We start from the raw sequence: 23902 nt of genomic DNA, 5'->3' as shown, positions 1-23902 counted from the left end.
CTCCCGAGGGCAGGCTGGAGGCGAGTCAGGCGTCCCCGCAGACCGCGCGATACAGCGGTGCCTCCGTCGTCAGCCGACGCATGGCGTCCAGCCGGGGCTGACGCTCCTCCCCCTCCAGTGGCAGGGTCTCCCGGGTGGAGCAGTTCATCAGCCATGTCTGATGGCTGACGCTGTCCTGGAGCTGCTTCTCGAAGCGATAGAGCAGGAACTCGACCCGCCTTTCGCCATTGTCTTCCCGGACCGTCATGCCCTGTTCGTCGACCACGCTGAAGGCGGTAGTCATGGGGAAAAGGTAGGTCCAGGGCCGCCAGAACATGGTGTCCTGATCTACCTGAACGATGCGGGCGGTGTCCGGCAGCAGGGAGCGCTTGTGCTCGTACCAGTTGTACTCGACGTTGACCTGATAGCCGAGCATCCCCAGGCCGCCCAGGGCGGGGATGATCCAGCGTGGCAGGCGCTTGCCGCTGAGCGTACGCAGCAGCAGGCCGATGCCCGCCGCCCCGAGGCCGGCAAAGATCGCCGCAATCAAGTGCCAAATCATGGTTCACCCCTGTGTAAGGAAATCGGTGTTCAAAGAGATCGGGCTTCCCTGAGGAAGCCCGATCGGTAAGGAGCCGACCGGCTCGGCGAGCCGGTCGGTCATTATGGCCCAGAATGGCCGGGAGATCAGTGGTCGGTAGCGACACCAGCACCCTTGGGATAGCGAACGCTTTCCACCAGGTCCTGAATTTCCTGCGGGGGCTCCTCGGTGGCCTTGGACACCAGGTAAGCCACCGTGAAGTTGCAGATCGCACCCACCGCGCCGAAGGAGAGCGGCGAGATGCCCAGGACCCAGTTCTCCGGGGTGTTGGCCAGCATGTTGGTGCCGGGAATGAAGAACCAGCCCAGGTAGGTAAAGATATACAGCAGGGTCGCGATCAGACCGGTCAGCATGCCGGCCACGGCGCCCCTGTTGTTCACCCGCTTGGAGAAGATCCCCATCATCAGCACCGGGAACAGCGACGCGCCGGCGATACCGAAGGCCAGGGCCACCGTCTGAGCCGCAAAGCCCGGCGGGTTGAGGCCCAGGTAGGTCGCCAGCAGGATGGCGCCGGCCATGGAGATCCGCGCAGCCAGCATCTCGCCCTTCTCGGTGATCTTGGGGTTGATCATGGTCTTGATCAGGTCATGGCTGATCGCCGAGGAGATGGCCAGCAGCAGGCCGGCGGCGGTGGAGAGTGCCGCGGCGATACCGCCGGCCGCGATCAGGCCGATCACCCAGGGGGGCAGGTTGGCGATTTCGGGGTTGGCGAGTACCAGGATATCGTTGTTGACGCTAAGTTCGCTGCCTTTCCAGCCGTGTTCTTCGGCGGTCTCGGTGAACTCGGGATTGTCATCGTTGTAGAGCTGGATGCGACCGTCGTCGTTCTTGTCCTCGAAGGTGATCAGGCCGGTCTCTTCCCAGGTGCGAATCCAGCCGGGGCGCTCTGAATAGAGGATGGGGTTGTTCAGCTCATCGCTGTAGTCTTCCACCTCGCCGGCCATCTCGGGGTAGACGGTGGTCATCAGATTAAGCCGTGCCATGGAGCCGACGGCCGGGGCCGTGAGGTAGAGCAGGGCGATGAAGACCAGGGCCCAGCCGGCAGACCAGCGGGCATCGGCCACCTTGGGTACGGTGAAGAAGCGGATGATGACGTGGGGCAGGCCGGCGGTACCCACCATCAGCGACAGGGTGAACAGCACCATGTTGAGCTTGTTGTCCACGTCGGCGGTGTAGTCGCGGAAGCCCAGGGCATTGACCACGCTATCCAGCTTGGCCAGCAGCGGCACGCCGGATTCGGTGTGGGTGCTGAACATGCCGAACATGGGAACCGGGTTGCCGGTCAGATGCAGGGCGATGAACACGGCCGGGATGGTGTAGGCGACGATCAGCACGACGTACTGGGCCACCTGGGTATAGGTAATGCCCTTCATGCCGCCGAAGACCGCATACAGGAACACGATAAAGGCGGCAATCCAGATGCCCCAGGTGTTGGAGACCTCGAGGAAGCGCGAGAAGGCCACGCCGGCACCGGTCATCTGGCCGATGACGTAGGTGACCGAGGCGACGATCAGACAGACCACGGCTACCAGGCGAGCGGTGTTGCTGTAGAAGCGGTCACCGATAAAGTCGGGCACCGTGAACTTGCCGAACTTGCGTAGATAGGGGGCCAGCAGCATGGCCAGGATGACGTAGCCACCGGTCCAGCCCATCAGGAAGGTGGAGTTGGCATAACCGCCGGACGCCAGCAGGCCGGCCATGGAGATGAATGAGGCGGCAGACATCCAGTCGGCGGCGGTGGCCATGCCGTTGGTGACCGGATGAACACCGCCGCCCGCGACATAGAAGTCCTTCGTCGAGCCCGCTCGGGCCCAGATCGCAATGCCGATGTAGAGGGCAAAGGATGCCCCTACGAACAGCAGGTTGATGGCAAATTGGCTCATTCTGTCTTACTCCCCGAGTCCGAATTTCTTGTCGAGTTGGTTCATTCGCCAGGCGTAAAAGAAGATCAGGCAAATGAAGGTCAGGATCGAACCCTGCTGGGCGAACCAGAAACTCAGGTCAGTTCCGCCTACCGGGATGCCGGCGAGAAGCGGCCGGAACAGGATGGCGCAGCCGTAGGAGACGAAGGCCCAGACGGCCAGGCAGCCAACTATCAGGCGTACGTTGGCCTTCCAGTACCCGGTTGAATCGACTTTCTCTTCTGCCATGTCGTGTTCTCCACTTGTTGTTGAACTAGGGAACTTGTGCAGTCGTTGATTGAAGCATCACCAGGACAATCGTACGCCTCCAGCCCGAGAGACATGTTGGTGTCGTGCGATTGTCCTGCATGATGCAGGTGGATAGTGGTCAATGAGTGAAGGAAATGAATCCCAGACTTTCGTATCATGAGAATAAAGTGATTCAACGCTTTTGTTTAAAATATAGCAATATCAATGATTTGTGTTTTATGGTTCCGTGAAATGGCAAGTGCCAAGATGATGGAATAACACCATGGTATATCTAGCCCGGGTTGGACCTTTGTCTAGTAGCAGGGTTCTGGATAAGACCATGGTCTAAGCGATGGTGGGACGATACGTTGGTCTAGCTTATCGGCGAGGCGTTGTCGTTGTTATGCTCTCTTTAAATACCGATGTGTTATCGGCTTCGCTGACTACTTATCACGCTTGCCGACACCAATAACAATGCTTCCATCGAAGGAGGGCCTGTACCGGCAGTCATTGGGGTCGATGCCGGGCTCTCATTCAAGTGGGGGTGATCCGTGAGGTTCAGCCATGATCGATATCGATCTTTCCCAGCCACCGTTCACGCTGCTCGACGACATGGGTCGCGAGCGTGTGAGACAGGGCGTCGACCTGGCCTACTTCGACGGCGACGAGATCATCCTCGAGGCAGGCCAGCCCGGTGAGTATGTCTTCCTGATCCACAAGGGGGAAGTGGCGGAGATCGACGCCACCCAGCCCGCGGCCAGAGAGCGCATCGGTCATTACACCCAGGGAGACCTCTTCGGGGCGATCAGCATTCTCAACGGCAAGAGCCGCTATCGCTTTCGTGCGGAGCAGGAGAGCCTCTGCTATCTGTTGCCCAGGGCGCTGTTTCTCGAGCTATGCGATGCCTACACCCCCTTCGCCGAATTCTTCCGTCAGACCCTGGCTCACAAGGCACGGTTGTTGACCGAGCAGCGCGCGGAAGGTGGAGTGACCATGGCCGGCTTCATGCTGGCCTCGGTCAACGAGTGCATGCGCGAGCCTCTGATCGTATCCGCCGATACCAGCATCGCCGAGGCGGTCGCCGCCATCAATGAACAACATGCCGATTCGCTGCTTGTCGGGCGTGGCCAGAGCCACGGCATGATCACCAAGACCGACCTGCTCAATGCCCTGGTAGTGGACGAGCGCGGCCGTGACACCCCGCTGAAAGAGCTGGGACATGCCGAGCTGATCACAGTGACGCCGGAAAAGTACCTCTTCGAGGCGTTGGTCATCATGACCCGGCACAAGATAGAGCGTGTCGTGGTGGAGGAAGAGCGGCGGCCGGTGGGCGTCGTGGAGCTGACCGATGTGCTCAGCTATTTCTCCAGCCGTAGTTACGTCGTCAGCCTGCAGGTCGAGCAGGCGGATAGCCTCGAGGCCTTGGCCGCGGCCAGCCAGCGTACGCCCGAGCTGGTCAGTGCGCTGATGGCACAGGGAGTCAAGCTGCGCTTCGCCATGGGGCTGCTGGCGGCCCTCAATGGCCGCATCATCAACAAGGCCTGGGGGTTTCTGGTCGACGAACGCTATCACGCCGATAGCTGCCTGATGGTAATGGGCAGCGAGGGGCGAGGTGAGCAGATTCTCAAGACCGACCAGGACAACGGCCTGATCCTTGACGACAGGCTTGAATGGCCCGACTGTGCCGACCGGATGCAGCATCTGACGGAGACCCTGATCGAGCTCGGCTACCCCCCTTGTCCCGGCAATATCATGGTCTCCAATCCGGAGTGGGTGGGAACAGTCAGCCAGTGGAAGCGCCGCATCTCACGCTGGGTCGAGGCCAGGGACGGTGACACCCTCATGAAGCTGGCCATCATGCTCGACTCTCATGCCGTGGCGGGCAACCCGGCACTGCTTGATGAGGTGCGCGCCGACCTCTTCGCCCAGTGTGCCGGCAACGAGCTGCTGCTCTCCTACTTCGCTCGCGCCATCCTGCGTTTCTCCATGCCACTGACCCTGTTCGGGTCACTCAAGCGACCCCAGCACGGGATCGATATCAAGAAGGGGGGCATCTTTCCCATCGTGCATGGCGTGCGAGTGATGGCCCTTGAGCGCGGTATTCAACCTACCTCGACACTGGAGCGCCTGGAAGCCCTGGCCGAGGATGGACGCCTGGAGCCACGCTTCGCCGAGGATCTGGCCGAGGCACTGTCACTGTTCACAGAGCTGCGCCTCAAGCAGCAGCTGGCGCGCCACGAGGCAGAAAACGAGACCTCCAGTCCCGACCGGGTCGTGGTTCAGGAGCTCTCGTCGCTTGAGCGCGACCTGCTGCGAGAGGCCCTGCATATCGTCAAGGATTTCAAGCAGCGCCTCTCGCATCGTTTTCACCTGGAATACTCATGAAGAGACGGAACGACAACGACACAAGGAGACCGTCATGCTCAAGGCCCTGAGGCGCGTCGCGGATCGACGACGCCATGCCAACGGCGAATACGCCTGGCTGTTTCACCCCTATACCGGCGACGAGATGGTGGTGATCGATACCGAGACGACCGGTCCGGATACGCGCCGTGCCGAACTGGTATCGATCGCCGCGGTCCGCGTGCGGGGTGATCATATCCAGACCAGTGACTCCCTGGATATGCGCCTGCGCAGGCCCGATTCGCTGACCGGTGACTCCATTCGCATCCATGGCCTGCGCGGCGTGGACCTCGATAGTGGAGAGAACATCGATGCGGCCCTGGCGCGGCTGCTCGATTTCGTTGGCAATCGTCCGCTGGTGGGATGGCACCTGGGCTTTGACCTGGCCATCCTCAATCGTGAACTGCGCCCGCGCTTCGGCTTCGAGTTGCCCAACGCCACCGTGGATGTGGCCCAGCTCTGGCGGCGCCGGCTGCGGCGTCAGCACCCGGAAATCGATAGCCTGCCACGCTTCGAGAGTGCGGCCGAGCGCCTGGACGTGCCGGTCATGGGCCGCCACACCGCCCTGGGGGATGCGGTCACCACCGCACTGATGTTTCTGCGTCTCGAGCGGAGTGCCGGCAAGCAGCCGGTCTGATCGGCGTGGGCGTCGCCTGGTTTCGACGCCGGTGGTAGGATGGGCGCCTTACATTTCCGCCCGCACTGGCAGCGCCAAGACCCATGCAAGACGCCGTGATCTTCGATCCCCATCAGCGCGATAGCGCGTCCTCCACTCCTTCCCGGCCGGCTCCGAGCCAGCCGTCGGGCACCAAGGAAAAACGTGAATTCAACAAGTTGCAGAAACGGCTGCGACGCCAGACAGGCAATGCCATCATCGACTATGGCATGATTCACGAAGGTGACCGGGTGATGGTGTGCCTCTCCGGCGGCAAGGACAGCTATACTCTGCTCGAGATCCTGCGCAACCTGCAGCGCAATGCACCGGTCGATTTCTCGCTGGTGGCGGTGAACCTCGACCAGAAGCAGCCCGGTTTTCCCGAGCATGTTCTGCCCGAGTACCTGGAGGGCACCGGCGTCGAGTATCATATCCTCGAGCGTGACACCTACTCGGTGGTCAAGGAGAAGACCCCGGAAGGCAAGACCACCTGTGCACTCTGCTCGCGGTTACGCCGGGGCTCCCTCTACGGCTTCGCCGAGCAGATCGGTGCCAACAAGATTGCCCTGGGCCACCATCGCGAGGATATCCTCGAGACGCTGTTCCTCAACATGTTCTATGGCGGCAGCCTCAAGTCGATGCCGCCCAAGCTGCTCTCGGACGATGGCCGGAACATGGTGATTCGGCCGCTGGCCTACTGCCGCGAGGCGGATATTGCCGAGTTTGCCCGGCAGATGCAGTTTCCGATCATCCCCTGCAACCTGTGCGGCTCCCAGCCCAACCTCCAGCGCCAGGTGGTCAAGGAGATGCTGGCGGAGTGGGAGGCGAAGCACCCCGGCCGTCTGGAGAGCATGTTCAAGGCCGTGACCAACGTGGCCCCCTCGCAGCTGGCCGACCGTGAGCTGTTCGACTTCGCCGGCCTGGAAGAGAAGCAGGCCAGGATGCAGGCCAGCCGGATCGATATCCTCAACGAATAACACTCGACCCTGCCGGGAACGGGGCGCTTTACGACAACCCACCCCGGCTTGGCCTGCAGGGGACAGTCCCCGGATAAGCCGCCCCTGTTCCCTCTGCGGGGGACTGTCCCCAAGGGGCTATCGTGAGCCTCGGTGGCGTACAGCTTACGGCTTACACGGCTTTAGTGCGCTCCCTCTTCCTCGGCGAGGCGGGTAAGCGCCGGCAGGTCGAGGATATTGACCTCGCGGCCGGAGACGGCCACCAGTTCCTGGGTCTGGAAGCGCCCCAGGATGCGGCTTACCGTTTCTACCGCCAGGCCCAGATAGTTGCCGATATCGGCTCGCGACATGGAGAGGCGGAAGCTGTAGGGGGAGTAGCCGCGGCGGCGGAAACGGTCGGATAGGCTGGTGAAGAAGCTCGCCAGGCGTTGGTCCGCGGTCTTGCGGGAGAGCAGTCGCATCATGCGACGATCTTCGCGAAGCTCCTTGCTCATGCTGCGATAGAGTTGACCGCGCAGCTCCGGCAGCGACTCCGAGAGATGGTCCAGTCGATCGAAGGGGATCTCGCAGACGGTGGTGGTTTCCAGTGCCACCACGGAGCCCGGATAGTGTTGTTCGTCGATGCCGTCGAGGCCCACCAGTTCGCTGGGCAGGTAGAAGTTGGTCAGCTGGTCCTCGCCGCTGCCTTCGGTGGTGACCTGCTTGAGGCTGCCGGAACGCACCGCGAAGACGCTGGTAAAGGGAGTGTCCTGACGGAACAGGGTCTCGCCCTTCTTGAGCGGCGCACGGCGCCGGATAATGGCGTCGAAATGGCCCATATCCTCTACCTCGAGCGAGAGCGGCAGACACAGGGAGCTCAGGCTGCAGGTTTGACAGCGTGTCTCCTGCAGCACGGAACGCCGCCGGCCGGTGAGGGTATCCGCCATTGCCCTTTCCTTCTTGATCGTGGTCATGGCCACATTATGGAGCAAAGTGCGGGCAGGGCAAACCATCCTGGGTAGCGGACTGGGATTCCCTCCACGACCAGACCCCCGGCGCCATTCGCTATCATCCTGTCGCCGACACCGTATCGGGGCCGTCAGAGGCCCAGCGGGCCGGCGAGCGCCTCGAGTAAGTGCGGGAGTCGCCACTGCCCCTCGGCGGTCAGTGCCATGTGTCCTGCGGAGAGCTCGATCAGTCCTTCGGCACTCAATCTTTCCAGTCGTGGGCTTGCCGGCAGGGCTGAAAGATCGATGGTGCGGCCGCAGAGCAGCGACTCGAGCTTGGCACGACGGCGGCGCTGGTCGGCCGTCAGGTAGATGCCGCGTGTACCGGGTAGGCGGCTGGCATCCAGCGCGTCCTCGTACGCTCCCAGGGTGTCGGCATTGCGGACCCAGAGCGAGCCGATGCGGCTGGTGGCACTCATGCCGAGCCCCAGGAGGTCGGTTGCCGGTGCCTGGGTAAAGCCCAGCGGACCATGCTCCAGGGTGCCGTTGATCTGGGCCTGTGTCAGGCGGTCATTACGGTGTGCGTAGAGACCCAGGCCGATATGCACGTAACCGGCGCTGTCGAGACGTCCACGCGCCTCGGCCAGCAGCCGCCGGCGAGTCGCCGCGCCGGGTAGCCAGTCACGATGGATGGCGCGCTGCGCCCGGTTATGCTCCGGCCGGTGTCGGTAGCGGTAGAGGCGGATGCGTGCCGGGGCCATGCCGATGACCTGCTCGAGGGTGTCACCGAGGCCTTGCGGCGTCTGGAAGGGCAGGCCCAGCATCAGTGACAGCGTCAGCTCCCGAAAGCCCAGGCGGCCGGCCTCATCGACCAGGGCCTCGGTCAGGGCTCGCGGCTGGATGCGGTTGATAGCCTGCTGGACGCGGGTATCGAGTTCCTGTATCCCCAGATTCAGGCGATTGAAGCCCAGTGCCTGGAGGTGGCGCAGGGTCAGCATATCGGCCTCCCGGGGGTCGAGCTCGATGCTGAAGTCACGTTCTCGGGCGCCGGAGAGACCGAAGCGGGCGTCCAGGCGATCGAAGAGGTCGCTCATCTGCTCCAGGGAGAGGAATGCCGGAGGGCCGCCGCCCCAGTGCAGGCGTGATACCGGGGGCAGGCCGGGGAGCCGGCGCCGGACCAGTACCATCTCGCGATCGAGACGCGTCAGGTAGGGCTCGGCCTGGCGGCTGCTGTGCGAGGGCACGCATTGGCTGGCGCAGAAACGACAGGCCTGGCGGCAGAAGGGCAGGCGCACCTTGACCGCCAGGGGCGCCTCGGTGGGGCGGGTGGCAAGGGCCGATTCCAGTGCCTGGCCGCCGACCTCGTCGCGGTAGTGATGCGGGGCGGGGTAGGCCACTTCCCTTGCCGACACCAGGTCACCCGCGCCGGACAGCGGTTCCCGAGGCAGGCCCGAGGCCCCGGGAAGGGCGGCGCGCTTGGCGTGGACGGGCATGGGGCGACTCCGGTAGTGAACTTGCTTCCCATGCTAGGACGCGCTGACCGGGCCGACGTTGAGCTGCGTCAATCTTGCGTGGAATAGCGATTAGCCGGAGTGGGCCCCTCCCGCAGGAATCAGCAGCCATAGCTGCCAGAGGGCAAAGGCGATGATGGAGAGCGCGGCAATGCTGCGGGTCGCCCGGTGGCGGATCAGTCCGGAGAGCTGGCGTGCGGCGAACCCGGTGGCCAGCAGCGCCGGCAGGGTGCCCAGCCCGAAGGCGCCCATCAGCAGCGCGCCGCGCAGCGGGTCGGCGATGGCCAGGCTCCAGGTCAGCATGGAGTAGACCAGCCCGCAGGGCAGCCAGCCCCAGACCGCCCCCAGGGCCATCGCCTGGGGGAGCTTGACCACCGGCATCAACCGCCGCCCCAATGGTTCGATATGGCGCCATAGGCGCCGGCCGACCGCTTCTATTCTGAGCAGCCCCTTCCACCAGTCGGCGATATACAGTGCCATCAGGATCAGCATCAGCGCGGCGAGCCCCTGGAGAATCAGGCGAGCCGGGGCGGTCAGCGAGAGCAGGGTGCCGAGGGAGGCGGCCAGGGCGCCGGCAATCATGTAACTGGTGATGCGCCCCAGGTTATATCCCAGCAGCAGGCCCGACAGCCGCGCCGGCGAGCGCATGCTGGGCGGCACGGCGAAGGAGAGTGCGCTCATGATGCCGCCGCACATGCCGATACAGTGTGCGCCGCCCAGCAGGCCGAAGACAAAGGCGGCCGCGAAGGGCGGCAGGTCGAGGCCGGTGGGATCCATCAGTGCTTCACTCCTCCGGGAGTCGAGTCGACCGATCCGGTGTCACCGTTCCCGGCGTGTCTCTCCGAGGGCGGGTTGTGGCCATCGGTTGTGTCTTGTCGGCGCTGTTCGGGGGGGATGTCGTTGGCATCATCATCGAAGAGGATTCGGTAGGCCGGCCCCTCGAGGTCTTCGAACTGGTCATTCTTTACCGCCCAGAAGAAGGCCCAGACGGCCAGGCCGAGCAGAATCAGCGAGAGTGGAATCAGCAGGTAGAGGATGCTCATGGGTTGACCTCCGTGGATGCGGTGGCCGTCAATGCGGAGGAGTCGGTGCTTCGGTGGCGGAAGCGGTTGAGGCGCAGGGCGTTACCCACCACGACCAGAGAGCTTGCCGACATGCCGATGGCGGCCAGCCAAGGGGGCACGATGCCGATGGCGGCCAGCGGCATCGCCGACGCATTGTAGATCACCGACCATAGCATGTTCTGGCGCATTACCCGGCGGGTGGCGCGGCACAGGGCGATTGCCTCCGGGATGCGGGACAGGTGCGGGCTGAGCAGGATGGCGTCGGCGCTGGTGCGGGCCAGGTCGGTGGCGCCATTCATGGCGATGGCCACATCGGCGCCGGCCAGCACCGGAACATCGTTGATGCCGTCGCCGACCATGGCGACCCGTTCACCGGCGGCTTGACCCTCGCGAATACGCGCCAGCTTATCCTCGGGGCTGGCGCCACCCCGCCAGGTCGTGATGCCGAGCTTCCTTGCCAAATCTTCGGCGGCCCCGGGGGTGTCGCCGGAGAGCAGCTCCACTTCGAGGCCGAGCGCATCCAGAGCGGCCACCGTCTCGGCGGCATCCTCCCGGACCCGGTCCTGGAGGCGGAACCAGCAGCGTGGCTCGCCCTCCTCGGCCAGCAGCAACCATTGCCCCGTGTCGGGCGTCGTCGTCGACCGCTCCGGCGCGGCGAAGTCGGGCCTGCCCAGCCGCCAGCGGCGATCGTCCAGGCGACCCTCGAGGCCCTTTCCGGGGAGGCTGGTGATCTGCTGGGCCTGTGGGCAGCCGTCCCGATAGGGACGGAAGGCGCGGGCGATGGGGTGTTCGGAGCGCGCCTCCAGGGCGGCGGCCAGGGAGCGCGCATGTTCTGCCGTCAGGTCCCCCAACGGGCGAGTCGCCACCAGGCTCATGTGGCCCGTGGTCAGGGTGCCGGTCTTGTCGAGGATCACGCGATCGACCTGGGAGAGCGCCTCGATGGCATCGGCGCGGGTGACCAGGACGCCGCGTCGGCGCAGTTGACCGTGGCCGGCGGTGAGGGCGGTGGGTGTCGCCAGGGCCAGGGCGCAGGGACAGGTGACGACCAGCACCGAGAGGGTGACCCAGAGTACCCGTGACGGATCGATGAACCACCAGACGATGGCCACGCCCAGGGCCACGAACAGCAGCCTGAGAACGAAGAGGTGAGCCATGCGCGCTGCCATCTGGGCCAGGCGTGGCCGGCTGGCGAAGGCGCGATCGGTGAGGTCGACGATGCCGGAGACCCGGGTGTCACGGCCGGCATGGGTCACCCTCACCACCAGTGGGCTCTCGACGTTGTGGCTGCCGCCGGTAACGGTGTCGCCGCAGCGGCGGATCACCGGCAGGGTCTCGCCGGTGAGCATCGATTCGTCGAGGCTCGACTCTCCCTCTTCGATCACGCCATCCGCGGGCACGCTGTGGCCGGGCTTGATCAACACCCTGTCGCCGGCGTGCAGTTCGCCGGCGGGGAGGATGCGCTCCTCGCCGGCGTCAGTGAGCCGAACCGCCGAAGCGGGAAGGGCGCCGGCCATGGCATTGCCGTTATGACCGCTGCGACGCCGGGCACGGGCCTCCACATAGCGCCCGAACAGCAGAAAGAAGGTGAACATCGCCACCGAATCGAAGTAGACCTCCCCCTGGCCGCTGATCACCGCGAAACCGCTGGCGAGATAGGCGCCGCCGATCGCCAGGGAGACCGGTACGTCCATGCCCAGCACCCGGGTGCGCAGGTCGCGTGCGGCGTTACGGAAGAAGGGCAGCGCGGAGAAGAACACCACCGGCGTGGCCAGCGCGAAGGAGAGCCAGTGGAACAGGGCAAGGAAGTCCTCGCTGATTTCCCCGGGGCCCGTCATATAGATGGGAATCGAGAACATCATGACCTGGGCCATGCCGACCGCGGCGATGATCAGGCGTCGCACGGTCATGCGCTCTTCGCGCTGCAGCCGGGCCTGGGCCTCGTCGGGTTCCCAGGGCTGGGAGCGATAGCCGATGGCGGCCATCTCCGCCAGGATCCGCGATAGTTTGACGGCCGTCGGATCCCAGCTGACCCGGACTCGGTGGTGAGTCAGGTTGACCGCGCTGGTCGCGATGCCCTCCAGGGCGTTGAGGCGATGCTCGATCAGCCAGGCGCAGGCGGCGCAGGTGATGCCATCGACCGCCAGGGTGGCATGGACGCGGCCGCTGTCGTCGCGTTCGGGGTGCACGAACTGCTCCTGCAGTCCGGCATCGTCGAACACCACCCAGGTCTCGGCCCGGGCGGCGTCGTGGTCCTCGGGGCGCTCGGGCAGTTCGGTGCGGAAGCGGTAGTAGCTGGACAGCCCGCCATCGACGATGGCATGAGCTACCGCCTCGCAACCGGGACAGCACAGGGGGTGGCAGGCATCGTCCAGGGTGATCGACCAGGGGGCGCCCCGGGGCACCGGGTTGCCGCAGTGATAGCAGCGGGTATCGGCGATGTCGGTGGTGTCGGGCATGTCAGGGTACCGGGCTAGAGGCCCGGCTCCAGGGTGACGGGAGCATCACTCGGGAAGCTGACTTCACCGGTGAGACGCCACGGGGCCTGCTCCCCCGCTTCGGGTTGCAGCTGCAGGTACCAGCGATAGTGAAGCGGCTCCTCCATGGTGGTGATATAGCGACCCTCATGCACATGCTCCAGGGTCAGGGTACGATCGAAGTCGCTGTCGGTGGGGAAGATCAGTGCCAGTTGAAGACTCTCCGGCCGGCTCTCCGGGAGGCTCTCGCCGGCCAGGTCCACCACGACGTCGCCGGTACGGTCATCGAACAGGAGCTGGGCCTCCAGGCCCAGCCTCTGAGCGTGCTCCTGCTTGGCCAGCTGTTCGTTGATGGCCAGGCCGCGCTTGTAGTAATCGTCGCCGACCGATCCATCATAGTAACGGATCGAGAACGCCAGATAGACCAGGCTGAAGAGGATCGATGACAGCAACAGCCCGATCAGGAACCAGGGCCAGAACTGCTTGTACCAGGGCTTGAGGTCTTCGCGCATGCTATCTCCGCAGCTCGCCGAGGAAGCGCGCCTCGCGCTCCAGGCTGATATCGGTGGACGCTTCAGCGGTCAGCCGCAGGGTGATGGAGTGGCTGGGCTTGACGATGGCATCACCCGGAGCGGTGATGGTGACTACCCGCTGGCGTGAGTCGCTGGCGGGGACCCGGATGCTGGCGGTATCCAGCGTCAGTCCCGACAGGCCAGAGGCCTCCAGGCGATAGTCGTGAGCCTCACCGTCCATGTTGCGCACCGTGATGGTATAGCTGTTGCTGATATTGCCATCGGCGGTGGTCTGGAACAGCCGGTTACGGTCGCGCTCCACATCGAAGGAGAGGGGGGTGCGATCACTGACGGTCCAGGCGAACAGCCCGACCATGACCAGCAGGGCCGCCAGGTAGCCCAGCAGGCGTGGCCGCAGGATATGGGTCGGCTTGCCCTCCAGGGCGTTCTCGGTGGTGTAGCGAATCAGGCCACGGGGATAGCCCATCTTGTCCATCACGCTGTCGCAGGCGTCGATGCAGGCCGCACAGGTGATGCATTCGTACTGCAGGCCATCGCGGATATCGATGCCGGTGGGGCAGACCTGAACGCAGAGGTCGCAGTCGATGCAGTCACCGTGGCCGGCCTCGCGGGCCTGCTCGTGGGACAGGGTCTTCTTGCGCGCGCCGCGGGGTTCGCCGCGGGCGGCGTCATAGGAGACGATCAGGGTGTCACGGTCGAACATGACGCCCTGGAAGCGGGCATAGGGGCACATGTAGATGCACACCTGCTCACGCAGCCAGCCGGCGTTGAGGTAGGTGAACACCAGGAAGAAACCGGCCCAGAAGTAGGACCAGCCATTGGCCTCCAGGGTGGGCAGCTCCATCACCAGGCGGTTGATGGGGGTAAAGTAGCCCACGAAGGTGACGCCGGTGGCCAGGGCAATGAACAGCCAGATGGCATGCTTCGCCCCCTTGCGCCATAGCTTGTCGGCAGTCAGCGGCTGCTTGTCGAGCTTGATGCGACGGTTGCGTGAGCCTTCCAGGCGGTGTTCGACCCAGATGAACAGGAAGGTCCAGACGCTCTGTGGGCAGGTATAGCCACACCAGACGCGACCGGCGAACACGGTGATGAAGAAGAGTCCGAAGGCACAGATGATCAGCAGCCAGGAGAGCAGCATGAACTCCTGGGGATAGAAGGTCGCCGAGAAGATATGGAACTCGCGGCCGGGCAGGTCGAACCAGATGGCCGGGCGGTCTCCCCAGGGAATCCAGGGCAGGAGGAAGAAGGCCATCATCAGCGCCCAGTTGGAGGCACGGCGCAGGCGCTGGAAAAAGCCCTTTATCTCGCGCACATAGATGTGGCGACGGCTGGCGTACATCTCCTGCTTCACCGGCTCCCCGGGCGAGGGGGTGACATCATGGGTGGGAATCTTGTCGCTCATGGCTGGCTCACGGTAGGGGAGTGAGGTCCGAACGGACTCGGGTCGGGACGGGACTATTGTAGCGATGCAGCGCACAAACGAGAAAGGGTGCGACCTGACGTCGCACCCTTCAATGCCTGCTTGCTGGTGAGCTGCCTCAGTCCTGGTCGCGCAGGCTGTAGACATAGGCGGCCACCAGGTGGACGCGCTCCTCACCGATATAGGCGGCCTGGGCCGGCATATGGCCGTTGCGGCCGTTGCGCAGGGTCTGGCGTACGGAGTCCGCTATGCTCTGGCCGGGCTGCTGATAGAGCCAGTTATCGTTGGTCAGGTTGGGCGCTCCCAGGGCCTGATTGCCGGTGCCGTCGGGCATGTGACAGGCGGCGCATACCGACGCGAAGGTTGCCGCACCGCTCTCGGCGCTCTGGGCGTCGTGGTCCTGATTCGACAGCGACAGAACATGTTGGGTGACGTTCTCGATGTTCTCCTCGCCGAGCTGCTGCCAGGAGGGCATCAAACCGTTTCGGCCGTTGTTGAGGGTCGCCAGGATGTTCTCGGGCTCGCCACCGTAGAGCCACTCGTCGTCGGTCAGGTTGGGGAAGCCGTAGCCGCCCTGGGCCCCGGAACCGTGGCACACCGCACAGTTGTTGAGAAAGATGCGCTCGGCAACCTGCATGGCCTCGCCATCCTGGGCCAGCTCGGGAATCGCCACCTCCTCGTACTGGGCGAAGATCGGCGTAAAGCGTTCCTCGGCGCGGGCCACTTCCTGTTCCCACTGGCTTTCCTGACTCCAGCCCAGCAGGCCGGCAAAGTTGCCCAGGCCCGGGTAGAGCACCAGATAGCCCAGCGCAAACACCACGGTGCCCAGGTAAAGCTGGAACCACCAGCGCGGCAGCGGGTTATCGTATTCCTCGATACCGTCGGCGGCGTGGCCGGTGGTATCGACATTGCCTTCGGCATCAGGGGTCTTGTCGGTCTTGCGGTTGGCATAGAGTAGCCAGAAGGCAATACCGATGGAGCCCAGCGTGATGACGATGATCCAGGCGCTCCAGAACCCGGAAAGGGAGTCACCCCAGAGATTGTTCATGTGTTCCTGTCTCCCTTGCTCTTGCAAGAATCGCTCTTGCGGGAATCGGCCCCGTCCGGCGAGGCGCTAGTGTCACGGTTCTGTTGCGGGTCATCGTCGGCAAAGGGCAGGTTGGCCGCTTCGTCGAAGTCCGGCTTGCGCCGCTTCGAATAGGCCCACACCGTGATGCCGATGAAGACCAGGATCAGAATGCCGGTGACGATGCCGCTGACGGTGCCGCTATCCATGTCATTGGTCCTTGAGGACGGTGCCGAGTTGTTGCAGATAGGCGATCAGAGCGGTGATCTCCTGTTCGCCCCGAACCTCGCCTGTGGCGTTCTCGATCTGCTCGTCGGTATAGGGCACGCCGAGGGCGCGCAGGGCACGCATCTTCTTGGGCGTGGCCTCGCCGTCAACGGTGTTCTTGAACAACCACGGATAGGCGGGCATTACCGACTCGGGAACTACATCACGCGGGTTGTAGAGGTGCGCGCGATGCCAGTCGTCGCTGTAGCGGCCGCCCACTCGGGCCAGGTCCGGCCCGGTACGCTTGGAGCCCCACAGGAAGTTGTGGTCGTAGACCGTTTCGCCGGCCACGGTGTAGGGCCCATAGCGCTCGGTCTCGGCGCGGAAGGGGCGCACCATCTGTGAGTGACAGCCGACACAACCCTCACGGCGATAGATATCGCGTCCCTCGAGCTCCAGGGCGGTCAGCGGCTCGAGCCCCTCCACCGGCTCTGTGGTCTGCTTCTGGAAGAACAGTGGTACTACCTCGGCCAGGCCGCCGAAGCTGATGACCACCAGGATCAGCACGGCGAGCAGGCCGACGTTCTTTTCGACGATCTCGTGTCTCATTGGAAGTCTCGTTCCCTGTAGGCTCAGGCGGTCTGGGGAAGCGGCTGATGGGCCCCTTCACCGCGCTTGATGGTCCGGGTGACGTTATAGGCCATGATCAGCATGCCGGTGACCCAGCACAGGCCGCCGATCAGGCGCACGATGTAACCGGGGCCGCTGGCCTCGACGGCCTCGACGAAGGTGTACATCAGGGTGCCGTCCGGATTGATCGCACGCCACATCAGGCCCTGGAGGATGCCGTTGACCCACATGGAGGCGATGTAGAGCACGGTGCCGATGGTCGCCAGCCAGAAGTGCACGGCGATCAGGTTGACCGAATGCATCTCGGTGCGGCCGAACAGGCGCGGAATCAGGTGATACATGGAGCCGATGGTGATCATCGCCACCCAGCCCAGGGCGCCGGCGTGGACGTGGCCGATGGTCCAGTCGGTATAGTGGGACAGGGCGTTGACGGTCTTCACTGCCATCATCGGTCCCTCGAAGGTGGACATGCCGTAGAAGGAGAGGGCGACCACCAAAAAGCGCAGGGTGGGGTCGGTGCGCAGCTTATGCCAGGCGCCGGAGAGCGTCATCATGCCGTTGATCATGCCGCCCCAGGAGGGTGCGAGCAGGATGATGGACAGCACCATGCCCAGCGACTGGGTCCAGTTGGGCAGGGCGGTATAGTGCAGATGGTGCGGGCCGGCCCACATGTAGACCATGATCAGCGCCCAGAAGTGGACGATGGACAGGCGATAGGAGTAGACCGGGCGCTCGGCCTGCTTGGGCACGAAGTAGTACATCATGCCGAGGAAGCCGGCGGTCAGGAAGAAGCCTACCGCGTTGTGGCCGTACCACCACTGCACCATGGCGTCGATGGCGCCGGCGTAGATGGACGTGGAGTACCAGGCGGTAACGGGAAGCGCCGCGTTGTTGACGATATGCAGCACCGCGATGGTGAGGATGAAGGCGGCATAGAACCAGTTGGCCACATAGATATGCGACACCTTGCGGCGCTTGATGGTCATCAAAAAGACGATCGCATAGGCGATCCAGACCACGGCCAGCAGGATGTTGATCGGCCACTCCAGTTCGGCGTACTCCTTGGTGGTGGTGTAACCCAGCGGGAGAGTCACCACGGCCAGCAGGATCACCGCCTGATAGCCCCAGAACGTGAAGGCCGCCAGCCGGTCAGAGAACAGGCGTACCTGGCAGGTGCGTTGAACCACATAGTAAGACGTGGCAATCAGTGCCGAGCCGCCAAAGGCGAAGATCACGGCGTTGGTATGCAGCGGGCGTAGACGGCCGAAGCTGGTCCAGGGTAGATCGAGGTTCAGTTGCGGCCAGACCAGCTGGGCGGCGAGGGTGACACCGAGTGCCATGCCCACGATGCCCCAGACCACGGTCATGATCGCGAACTGCCGAACTACCTTGTAGTTGTAGGTCGGATGTTCAAATGCTGTGCTCATGTCGGGTTCCCATCGAACGCGGTAGGAGATAAAGCTGCGTCAGTTTGTCACTGATGCGGCCTCCCTGAGGTGATGCAGATCAATTCGCGGGGGATTCTACCCTAGCGGAGCCATATCCTGAACACGCCAATCGGCGTAGTCGGAGAACTTGCAAGGAGATCGCGTGTCAGATCACACCCCTCAGCATCATGATTCGATCACTGCAGCCGAGTGTCGCGAGCGCCTGTTGAGAGGCGAGCGCGGCCACTGGCATCTGCCTGGAGGTCCCCTGACAGTCTGTGGCGAGGCGCATGTGGGCCGGTTGCTGGTAGCCCATGGTGCCGGCGCGGGCCAGGATTCCACGTTTCTGCAACGGTTGCGAAGCGGCCTGGCAGGAAGCGGCGTTCAGACTCTTGCCATCGAGTTCGCCTACCTCCAGCAGATGCGCCGCGAGGGGCGCCGCCGCCCACCACCGAGGGTCGACCGCCTGATGGAGGAGATGGCGACCTGGTGCGACACTCTGTCACACCCCGACCTGCCTCCCCTGTGGTTGGGTGGCAAGTCCATGGGGGGCCGAGTGGCCAGTCTGCTCGCCGCCCGTGATGGCGCCCCGGGCCTGGTGCTGTGTGGTTACCCCTTTCATCCGCCGCGCAAGCCGGAGCGACGACGCCTCGAGCACTGGCCGCGACTCCGCTGTCCCACCCTGGTCGTGCAGGGGAGTCGTGACGCCTTCGGTACCCGAGAGGAAGTGAAGCACTATGCATTGCCCGACGTAGCGCGCCTGCACTGGCTGGAAGATGGCGACCACGACTGGAAGCCGCGACGCGTCAGCGGTAGAACCCAGGAGCAGCTGATCGATGAGGGGGTCGCCACGATCGCCGCCTTCATGGACGAGTCGACATGACCCGATAAAAAGCGTTGACATTCAAGGCGGCCCCTGTAGAATGCAGCGCCACGTACCGGGGGTGGTTAGCTCAGTTGGGAGAGCACCAGCCTTACAAGCTGGGGGTCACTGGTTCGAACCCAGTACCACCCACCACTGCTTCGGCAGTCCCGATTACGTAGGCAACACGCAGCGGACTGGTAGTTCAGTTGGTTAGAATGCCGGCCTGTCACGCCGGAGGTCGCGGGTTCGAGTCCCGTCCAGTCCGCCAACGTGTTTCCACAGTCAGTCCTTTTGCGGACCGGTAGTTCAGTTGGTTAGAATGCCGGCCTGTCACGCCGGAGGTCGCGGGTTCGAGTCCCGTCCGGTCCGCCATCAAGGCCTGATGTAGTGAATAGTAGTAGAAAGTGTAGTATCTTGTGCGATTGCGTGGGTGATTAGCTCAGTTGGTTAGAGCACCAGCCTCACATGCTGGGGGTCACTGGTTCGAATCCGGTATCACCCACCACGCGGACTGGTAGTTCAGTTGGTTAGAATGCCGGCCTGTCACGCCGGAGGTCGCGGGTTCGAGTCCCGTCCAGTCCGCCATTATCGCCACGAATTCCAGAAGCCCCGGGCCCAGTGCCCGGGGCTTTCTCGTTGTGCGCCACACCCCTCGGGGCTTCGGGCTCTTCCTTCTGTATAGACCGTCTGTGTAGACCGTCCTTTCTCTCCGGACAAAACTGTCATACAGTTGTTTGAATATTCGTGGCTGTGTTCGGGCGCCGTGTTTCGCCGGTGCCTCTGAATCAGCGTTGTTCAAATAACAGGAGTGTCGCCGTGGCCGCCTATTCGCGCATTTTTCAGCCCCTGCAACTCGGTCATCTGACCCTGCCCAATCGAGTGTTGATGGGGTCCATGCATACCAATCTGGAGGAGAGGCCGGGAGGCTTCGAGCGCCTGGCGGCCTTCTATGCCGAGCGCGCCCGGGAGGGCGTCGGGCTGATCGTCACCGGCGGTATTGCCCCCAACCCCGAGGGTGCCGTCTTTCAGGGCGCGGCGAGCCTCGAGGAGGAGGCGCAGCTGGATGATCATCGTCGGGTGATCGAGGCGGTACACGCCGAAGGCGGGCGGATCTGCATGCAGATCCTCCATGCCGGTCGCTATGCCTATACGCCGGAACTCGTGGCGCCCTCGGCGATTCAGGCCCCGATCAATCCCTTCGCCCCTCGGGCGCTGGCCGGCGACGAGGTGGAGCGCCAGATCGAGGACTATGTGCGCTGCGCGACGCTGGCCAAGCGGGCCGGCTATGACGGCGTGGAGGTGATGGGCTCCGAGGGGTATCTGATCAACCAGTTCATCTGCCGGCGCACCAATCATCGAGAGGATGAGTGGGGGGGCGCCTTCGAGAACCGGATCCGCTTCCCGCTGGAGGTGATGCGCCGCATTCGTGCGGCGGTCGGCAATGATTTCGCGGTGATCTTCCGTCTCTCCATGATCGATCTGGTGGAAGACGGCAGCACCCACGATGAGGTGGTCGCCCTGGCCAGGGCGCTCGAGGCCGCCGGGGCCGATGCGCTCAATACCGGCATCGGCTGGCATGAAGCCCGGGTGCCGACCATCGTCACCAGCGTGCCCCGGGCGGCGTTCACGGAGGTGACCCGAAGACTGAAGGGCGAGGTCTCGCTTCCATTGATTACCACCAATCGCATCAACATGCCCGAGGTCGCCGAACGGGTGCTGGCCGAGGGGCATGCCGACATGGTCAGCATGGCACGCCCCTTCCTCGCCGACCCGGCCTGGGTCAGCAAGGCGGCGGCGGGGCGCAGCGAGGAGATCAACACCTGCATCGCCTGTAATCAGGCTTGCCTGGATCACACCTTCGAGGGCAAGCCGACGTCCTGTCTGGTCAATCCCCGCGCCGGTCACGAGACCGAGCTTGTGATCGAGCCGGCGGCCGCGCCGCGTCGCGTCGCCGTGGTCGGTGGCGGGCCGGCCGGTCTGGCGGCGGCGCTCACGGCGGCCGAGCGCGGCCACGCGGTCACCCTCTTCGAGCGCGATAGCGAGCTGGGCGGCCAGTTCCACTATGCCCGCCAGATTCCCGGCAAGGAGGAGTTCAACGAGACCCTGCGCTACTACCGGGTGATGCTCGACAAGCATCGCGTCGAGGTGCGGCTCGACTGTGCGGCGGATGCCGCCATGCTGGCCGACTTCGATGCGGTGGTGCTGGCCAGTGGCGTGCGTCCGCGGCGGCTCACGCTACCCGGCAGCGACCATCCCAGCGTGATGAGCTATCCCGAGGCCATCCTGCACACCGAGCGGGTAGGTCGCCGGGTGGCGATCATCGGGGCGGGGGGGATCGGCTTCGATGTGGCGGAACTGCTGACCCATGTCGGCCAACCGTCCCTGGACACCGGGGCCTGGTGTGCGGAGTGGGGGGTGGATCTCACCGTCTCCTCGCCGGGCGGGCTCAAGGCGCCCGAGCGGCCCGAGGTGCCACGCCAGGTCTTCCTGCTTCAGCGCAAGCGTTCCAAGCCGGGCAAGGGCCTCGGCAAGACGACGGGCTGGGTGCATCGTGCCTCGCTTCGGCAGCGCGGCGTGGAGACCCTGGCCGGCTGCGAATATCGGCATATCGATGATGCCGGCCTGCATATCCTGCATGCCGACGAGCCGCGCCTGCTGGAGGTCGATACGGTGGTGGTCTGTGCCGGCCAGGAGTCGGTGCGTGACCTCCACGAGCCGCTCCGGGACGCCGGCGTGGCGGTCCACCTGATCGGCGGTGCCGATGAGCCCGGCGAGCTGGATGCCAAGCGTGCCATCGACCAGGGGACACGGGTAGCGGCGGCGCTATAATCGCCGCTCGCCGGTTCCGCCACGGGCCTGCCGCCTGCGAAGGGGCAGGCCCGTGGCGTCGAGTGGTCCGGCATTGAAACATCGAACCCTCCTGCTCTCATCGCGTCTACAGGTGTAGGTGAAGCGTTGACTCGATATCCGCTGAACCAGGGCCCGTCTGGCTACGCTGAGAGTGACCCAGTTCTCGAGCGCCCATGGGCCGGCGCCGAGCCATCGGGCTTAAGGAGGCATCGATGAGCATCTTCGACCACGTTCAGAACCGTTTCGCTCGCGTCCAGCAGGAGGAGATGAGCCTGCAGGAGTACCTGGCGCTGTGTCGCGAGGAGCCGCTGGCCTATGCCTCGGCCGCCGAGCGCATGCTTCAGGCGATCGGCGAGCCGGAGGTCATCGACACGGCCAAGGATCCCCGGCTTTCACGCATCTTCTCCAACAAGGTGATTCGCCGCTATCCGGCCTTCGCCGAGTTCTACGGCATGGAGGAGGCGATCGAGCAGATCGTCGCCTACTTCCGGCATGCCGCTCAGGGCCTGGAGGAGCGCAAGCAGATCCTCTACCTGCTGGGGCCGGTGGGTGGTGGCAAGTCATCGCTGGCCGAGCGCCTCAAGCTGCTGATGGAGAAGGTTCCCTTCTATGCCATCAAGGATTCGCCGGTCTACGAGTCTCCCCTGGGGCTGTTCTCGCCCGAAGAGGACGGGGCGCTGCTGGAGGAGGAATACCGGATCCCTCGCCGCTATCTGAAGAGCGTGATGTCGCCCTGGGCGGCCAAGCGGCTCAGGGAGTACGGCGGTGATATCAGCCAGTTCAGGGTGGTGAGGCTCTACCCGTCGCGGCTGAACCAGATCGCCGTCTCCAAGACCGAGCCGGGCGACGAGAACAACCAGGACATCTCGTCGCTGGTCGGCAAGGTGGACATCCGCCAGCTCGAGCTTTACTCCCAGGATGACCCCGATGCCTACAGCTTCTCCGGTGGGCTGTGTCGCGCCAACCAGGGGTTGATGGAATTCGTCGAGATGTTCAAGGCGCCGATCAAGGTGCTGCATCCGCTGCTGACCGCCACTCAGGAGAGCAACTACAACCCCACCGAAGGCATGGGCGCCATCCCCTTCGAGGGCGTGGTCCTGGCCCACTCCAACGAGAGCGAGTGGCAGACCTTCCGCAACAACCGCAATAACGAGGCCTTCCTGGATCGGGTCTATATCGTCAAGATTCCCTACTGCCTGCGGGTCTCCGAGGAGATCAGCATCTATCGGAAGCTGCTGGAGCACTCCTCGCTGGCCGAGGCGCCCTGTGCTCCGGATACGCTGCGCATGCTGGCGCAGTTTTCGGTGCTCTCGCGGCTCAATGAGCCGGAGAACTCCAGCGTCTATTCCAAGATGCGGGTCTACGACGGCGAGAACCTCAAGGATACCGATCCCAAGGCCAAGTCGATTCAGGAATATCGCGATGCCGCCGGGGTCGATGAGGGCATGAACGGGCTCTCCACCCGCTTCGCCTTCAAGATCCTGGCCAAGGTGTTCAACTTCGACGGCCATGAGGTGGCGGCCAACCCGGTGCATCTGCTCTACGTACTGGAGCAGCGCCTGGAGCAGGAGCAGCTGCCGAGCGAGACCTTCGAGCGCTACCTGCGCTTCATCAAGGAGTTCCTGGCGCCCCGCTACGTGGACTTTATCGGCAAGGAGATCCAGACCGCCTATCTCGAGTCCTACTCCGAGTACGGCCAGAACATCTTCGATCGCTACGTGACCTACGCCGACTTCTGGATCCAGGACCAGGAGTACCGTGACCCCGAGACCGGCGAGTTCCTCGACCGCCAGGCCCTCAACGAGGACCTGGAGAAGATCGAGAAGCCGGCGGGTATCTCCAACCCCAAGGACTTCCGCCACGAGGTGGTCAACTTCGTGCTGCGGGCGCGGGCCCAGAACAATGGCATGAACCCCGGGTGGCAGTCCTACGAGAAGCTGCGCGGGGTGATCGAGCACAAGATGTTCGCCAATACCGAGGAGCTGCTGCCGGTGATCTCCTTCAACGCCAAGGCCTCCAGCGCCGACCAGCAGAAGCACGAGGACTTCGTGGCACGCATGGTGGAGCGTGGCTACACCGAGAAACAGGTGCGCCTGCTCTCCGAGTGGTACCTGCGGGTACGCAAGTCCCAGTAGCCCGATGCCGCGCCGTGGCGGCAAGGCCCCCGCGGTGCGCAGGAGAGTTG

At 64.1% G+C, this 23902-nt stretch carries 20 protein-coding genes and 5 tRNA genes; 11 read left to right on the top strand and 14 right to left on the bottom strand.

Annotated features, from left to right (window positions below; all coding sequences use genetic code 11):
• Positions 1-25: 25 nt before the first annotated feature.
• From Q358_RS0100350 to Q358_RS0100340, 3 genes are all read right to left on the bottom strand, one after another.
• The gene (locus Q358_RS0100350) at positions 26-541 is read right to left on the bottom strand and encodes a hypothetical protein (RefSeq protein WP_027960215.1); all 516 of its coding nucleotides are present in this window, start codon (positions 539-541) and stop codon (positions 26-28) included.
• Between the two features lie 125 nt (positions 542-666).
• Positions 667-2463: a sodium:solute symporter family protein gene (locus Q358_RS0100345; protein WP_027960214.1), complete on the bottom strand. Its 1797-nt coding sequence runs from the start codon at positions 2461-2463 to the stop codon at positions 667-669.
• A gap of 6 nt (positions 2464-2469) precedes the next feature.
• Positions 2470-2730, bottom strand: coding sequence for a DUF4212 domain-containing protein (locus tag Q358_RS0100340; RefSeq protein WP_027960213.1), 261 nt, complete (start codon positions 2728-2730; stop codon positions 2470-2472).
• A 564-nt stretch (positions 2731-3294) separates the two neighbouring features.
• Between Q358_RS0100340 and Q358_RS0100335 the strand changes: the two genes are divergently transcribed.
• The 3 genes from Q358_RS0100335 (at position 3295) to ttcA (ending at position 6765) form a co-directional block, all read left to right on the top strand.
• Positions 3295-5115 (top strand): putative nucleotidyltransferase substrate binding domain-containing protein, encoded by a 1821-nt coding sequence (locus Q358_RS0100335; RefSeq protein ID WP_027960212.1) that lies wholly within the window; start codon positions 3295-3297, stop codon positions 5113-5115.
• 34 nt (positions 5116-5149) lie between these two features.
• On the top strand, positions 5150-5770 hold the full coding sequence (locus Q358_RS0100330) for a 3'-5' exonuclease (protein WP_027960211.1): 621 nt from the start codon (positions 5150-5152) through the stop codon (positions 5768-5770).
• An 83-nt stretch (positions 5771-5853) separates the two neighbouring features.
• Positions 5854-6765 (top strand): tRNA 2-thiocytidine(32) synthetase TtcA, encoded by a 912-nt coding sequence (gene ttcA / locus Q358_RS0100325; protein ID WP_027960210.1) that lies wholly within the window; start codon positions 5854-5856, stop codon positions 6763-6765.
• Between the two features lie 161 nt (positions 6766-6926).
• Here ttcA and fnr read toward each other — a convergent pair whose 3' ends face one another.
• The 11 genes from fnr to ccoN form a co-directional block, all read right to left on the bottom strand.
• The gene (fnr, locus tag Q358_RS16220; RefSeq protein WP_043487423.1) at positions 6927-7670 is read right to left on the bottom strand and encodes a fumarate/nitrate reduction transcriptional regulator Fnr; all 744 of its coding nucleotides are present in this window, start codon (positions 7668-7670) and stop codon (positions 6927-6929) included.
• A gap of 152 nt (positions 7671-7822) precedes the next feature.
• Positions 7823-9163, bottom strand: coding sequence for a radical SAM protein (locus tag Q358_RS16215; RefSeq protein ID WP_051530104.1), 1341 nt, complete (start codon positions 9161-9163; stop codon positions 7823-7825).
• Between the two features lie 90 nt (positions 9164-9253).
• Positions 9254-9958, bottom strand: coding sequence for a sulfite exporter TauE/SafE family protein (locus tag Q358_RS0100305; protein WP_027960208.1), 705 nt, complete (start codon positions 9956-9958; stop codon positions 9254-9256).
• Positions 9958-10224: a cbb3-type cytochrome oxidase assembly protein CcoS gene (ccoS, locus tag Q358_RS18875; protein WP_084286391.1), complete on the bottom strand. Its 267-nt coding sequence runs from the start codon at positions 10222-10224 to the stop codon at positions 9958-9960. Before ccoS ends, Q358_RS0100305 begins: the two co-directional genes overlap by 1 nt.
• Positions 10221-12701, bottom strand: a complete 2481-nt coding sequence (locus Q358_RS0100295) for a heavy metal translocating P-type ATPase (RefSeq protein ID WP_027960207.1) — start codon at positions 12699-12701, stop codon at positions 10221-10223. Before Q358_RS0100295 ends, ccoS begins: the two co-directional genes overlap by 4 nt.
• A gap of 14 nt (positions 12702-12715) precedes the next feature.
• On the bottom strand, positions 12716-13231 hold the full coding sequence (locus Q358_RS0100290) for a FixH family protein (RefSeq protein ID WP_027960206.1): 516 nt from the start codon (positions 13229-13231) through the stop codon (positions 12716-12718).
• A gap of 1 nt (position 13232) precedes the next feature.
• Positions 13233-14654 carry a cytochrome c oxidase accessory protein CcoG gene (ccoG, locus tag Q358_RS0100285; protein ID WP_027960205.1) on the bottom strand — a complete coding sequence of 474 codons (1422 nt, stop codon included), beginning with the start codon at positions 14652-14654 and terminating at the stop codon, positions 13233-13235.
• Between the two features lie 136 nt (positions 14655-14790).
• Entirely contained in the window at positions 14791-15720 is a 930-nt protein-coding gene (gene ccoP / locus Q358_RS0100280; RefSeq protein ID WP_027960204.1) for a cytochrome-c oxidase, cbb3-type subunit III, read from the bottom strand.
• Positions 15717-15947: a CcoQ/FixQ family Cbb3-type cytochrome c oxidase assembly chaperone gene (locus Q358_RS0100275; protein WP_027960203.1), complete on the bottom strand. Its 231-nt coding sequence runs from the start codon at positions 15945-15947 to the stop codon at positions 15717-15719. The genes ccoP and Q358_RS0100275 overlap by 4 nt, the downstream gene beginning before the upstream one ends.
• Before the next feature lies 1 nt (position 15948).
• Complete coding sequence (gene ccoO / locus Q358_RS0100270) at positions 15949-16554, bottom strand: cytochrome-c oxidase, cbb3-type subunit II (protein WP_027960202.1); 606 nt, start codon at positions 16552-16554, stop codon at positions 15949-15951.
• A gap of 23 nt (positions 16555-16577) precedes the next feature.
• Positions 16578-18002 (bottom strand): cytochrome-c oxidase, cbb3-type subunit I, encoded by a 1425-nt coding sequence (gene ccoN, locus Q358_RS0100265; protein WP_027960201.1) that lies wholly within the window; start codon positions 18000-18002, stop codon positions 16578-16580.
• A 163-nt stretch (positions 18003-18165) separates the two neighbouring features.
• Between ccoN and Q358_RS0100260 the strand changes: the two genes are divergently transcribed.
• The 8 genes from Q358_RS0100260 (at position 18166) to Q358_RS0100225 (ending at position 23852) form a co-directional block, all read left to right on the top strand.
• On the top strand, positions 18166-18885 hold the full coding sequence (locus tag Q358_RS0100260) for an alpha/beta family hydrolase (protein ID WP_342665532.1): 720 nt from the start codon (positions 18166-18168) through the stop codon (positions 18883-18885).
• A 59-nt stretch (positions 18886-18944) separates the two neighbouring features.
• Positions 18945-19020 (top strand) — tRNA-Val (locus Q358_RS0100255).
• A gap of 38 nt (positions 19021-19058) precedes the next feature.
• Positions 19059-19135 (top strand) — tRNA-Asp (locus Q358_RS0100250).
• Between the two features lie 27 nt (positions 19136-19162).
• A tRNA-Asp gene (locus tag Q358_RS0100245) sits at positions 19163-19239 on the top strand.
• Positions 19240-19295: 56 nt separating this feature from the next.
• Positions 19296-19372 (top strand) — tRNA-Val (locus tag Q358_RS0100240).
• A 3-nt stretch (positions 19373-19375) separates the two neighbouring features.
• Positions 19376-19452: transfer RNA gene (locus tag Q358_RS0100235), tRNA-Asp, on the top strand.
• Positions 19453-19683: 231 nt separating this feature from the next.
• Positions 19684-21696 (top strand): NADPH-dependent 2,4-dienoyl-CoA reductase, encoded by a 2013-nt coding sequence (locus Q358_RS0100230; RefSeq protein WP_027960199.1) that lies wholly within the window; start codon positions 19684-19686, stop codon positions 21694-21696.
• 233 nt (positions 21697-21929) lie between these two features.
• Positions 21930-23852 carry a PrkA family serine protein kinase gene (locus tag Q358_RS0100225; protein WP_027960198.1) on the top strand — a complete coding sequence of 641 codons (1923 nt, stop codon included), beginning with the start codon at positions 21930-21932 and terminating at the stop codon, positions 23850-23852.
• Positions 23853-23902: the final 50 nt, after the last annotated feature.

Source organism: Halomonas halodenitrificans DSM 735, assembly GCF_000620045.1.
Taxonomy (GTDB): domain Bacteria; phylum Pseudomonadota; class Gammaproteobacteria; order Pseudomonadales; family Halomonadaceae; genus Halomonas; species Halomonas halodenitrificans.
Note: the sequence above shows the minus strand (reverse complement) of the source record. Positions and strands in the feature narration are given on the sequence as shown.